Source organism: Endozoicomonas sp. SESOKO2, from assembly GCF_024606245.1.
In the GTDB taxonomy this organism is placed as follows: Bacteria; Pseudomonadota; Gammaproteobacteria; order Pseudomonadales; family Endozoicomonadaceae; genus Endozoicomonas_A.
Genome location: NZ_JAHHPQ010000300.1, coordinates 1 through 2,451, shown reverse-complemented (window position 1 = coordinate 2,451; position 2,451 = coordinate 1). Strand labels below are relative to the sequence as shown.

Annotated in this window: 2 protein-coding genes; both read right to left on the bottom strand. The window is 44.3% G+C overall.

Translation table 11 applies throughout. From position 1 onward, the window contains the following. Positions 1–1,327, bottom strand: a 1,327-nt coding sequence (locus KDK17_RS06895; protein ID WP_257287686.1) for a hypothetical protein, incomplete at its 3' end; no start/stop codon positions are given. A gap of 223 nt (positions 1,328–1,550) precedes the next feature. Continuing rightward, the coding region (locus tag KDK17_RS06890) for a TDT family transporter (protein WP_257287685.1) at positions 1,551–2,451 on the bottom strand (901 nt) is incomplete at its 5' end.

Here is a 2,451-nt window from a genome sequence, read left to right as displayed (position 1 = left end):
TTTTACGCATTGAATCAGTGACTTCAATCACCTTCTCAAAAGATAATTCCGCAAGCTGGTCACCAGAATGATAAGGCGTGCAGTTTATTTCAAACCAATTCTGGGAATCATAAAAAGGGAGTACGGTGAAGCTATCATCAAAGCCATATCGTGTACCACGTTCGTCAGCGATACGACGATAACACATCCCTTTGTCTTTGAGTCGATATGTAAAAATATCATCAAGCCGGGCTCGGGAATCTTTAACGTCATATTCAAGCTCTTCACCGAATTTAAGGTTTGGTCTGTTTGCCGGTTTCGCTTCATTGTCAGTTCCAAAAGAAGTGTCATCAAACATGGCGTTAACAATACCATCACAGCGCCCGGAAAAAATAACATCCATAACATGTTGATTAAAATACTCTCTCATATTACTTTCGTTGGTGCGCAGACCAACAGTTAACATATTGCTGGATGTTAGCGGTACACAAGCACTATCAATCAGTTGCTGCCTGAATTTGACGGCAAAATTAAAGACAACGCCCAACTCAGAAAAAAAGCCTCTTCCAGCAAGAAGGGTTTGAAAAAATGGATAAATCTCCTTCAGCAATTTCTCGTACGTAATTTCATAGACGCGAAAGTCAACTGAAGCCTTAACCTTTGGAGTAACATCATCCGGTACATTCTCTTTTTTGTTAAGATAATCAATCAGCATGTCACCCAGGCTATAACGTAATCTAAGCTTATTAAATTTCGATGCCTCTGCTGCCTGTTCGGTAAAAATAGCATTCAGGTAAGACTCTATCTCTTCAATCCTCATAAGGCCGATGGTCTTGCCAGCCACATATTTATCGGTACTGCTTTCAAACGTAAAGCACCGGTCATGAACCAGACCTTCCTGACATAAAATAAAATCAATAAAAATCCCGGTTATTGCCTCTCTTTGATCATCTTCAAGATATTCCATTGCGATTTCGTCATATTTCAACGTATGTATAAGATTTTCAATGGTATTTCGAAAACGTTCAGCCGCTTCCTCTGCGGTAAACGTCACGTTCACCTTGCTACTGGCTACATCTGCAACCTCACAAACATCAGTAGCAATCCAATGGGAAACGGTTCGCTCGGGAATAGTCTGATTGGGCATCTGACGACTGCAACCTGACAGAAAACAACCAAGTCGTCGTATCTGCTTTACCAACGCAGAGGATTTATCTTGAACCCTGCGCTTTCTTGAAAAGCTCTTGACTTCGCTCGGCCCTGAATCAAACTCATCACCAACGTTTTCTTTAACAAGGCTGCTTTCATGAAGCCCGTATGCATCTGTTCTGGAAGAGTTTATATTCATTAGTCACTCCATTGACTGTATTTAATTTTTTTAAGCTTCATGTGCTTTGGACTATTAATTTCCAAAAAAATTCAAGAATCCTGGTTTATATTGCCCAGCGCTAACCTACTGCATGAGCCTTCTGAGCGAGATGGGATGGTTCAGCAGAGCCGTAATAGAAGTCTGTTGGACTCAAAAAAGACTGGCAGGACACATGGATCAAGCCAGTTATTTTCTGTTCAGGTTATGCCAATTGTGGGCGGGGCTTCAGATAAAAGAGGATATAGCGAATAGCAACATAAGTGACAATGACTGTAGCCACCACGAGTTCAATAAGCCCCAGCTGATAAAAGAGATCAGCAAAGACACCATTTACTTTGCTTTCCAGCTTAAGCAATGCTGTGGCACCAATCACCATTGGGAAGGTGAAAGCGGCATAGCCAGGTGAAAATGGCAGCCTCAGCAGTTTAATAAAAGCCATATACACCATGACCGTCATGAAAATAGCCAGTGGCGCCAGAATACTGATCATGATCAGGCTGGGATTATCGGTGATGGTCAGATAACCCGCCAGAGACAAACTGGCTGGTGCACCCATAATGGCAAAAGTAGGCAGCGCCGCATCAGGAATAGTGCTCTTGAAGATCAGGCGGTAGAACATGATGGGCAACTTTATGAAATAGCAGAGCAGGCCAAAGATAAACAGCATCTTGACCAGAGACTCAAAGCCCATACCCTGACTCGTGACCGCAGCCACGATTATACCAACAGGAGGTACAAACCAGCTGGGCACCATATGCTCAATATCAAAGTCCCTAACGCGATGAGTCACAAAACCTGTCAGTAATACCAGGTGGGTCAGCACGGCTGCTACCCAGAGCGCGCGTGCCGCAAATTCGGAAACGGGCATGAGAGCAGAGGCAATTACCATAGTCGCCATGGCAAAAGTTGGCATAACACTGCTGACGACAGGGTGTGAAAGATCTTCACGAATCAGGTGCGGGTGCAGAATAAACTTCAGCATCACCTTGAAGACCAGAATGGCGGCAATCAGAGCAGCGCTTAACTTCAGTCCCTGAGACTGATCTGGCATGACCAGAGACCAGGCAGCGCCGAGGCTGGCAAGGCCTAAAGCCACACCTCCC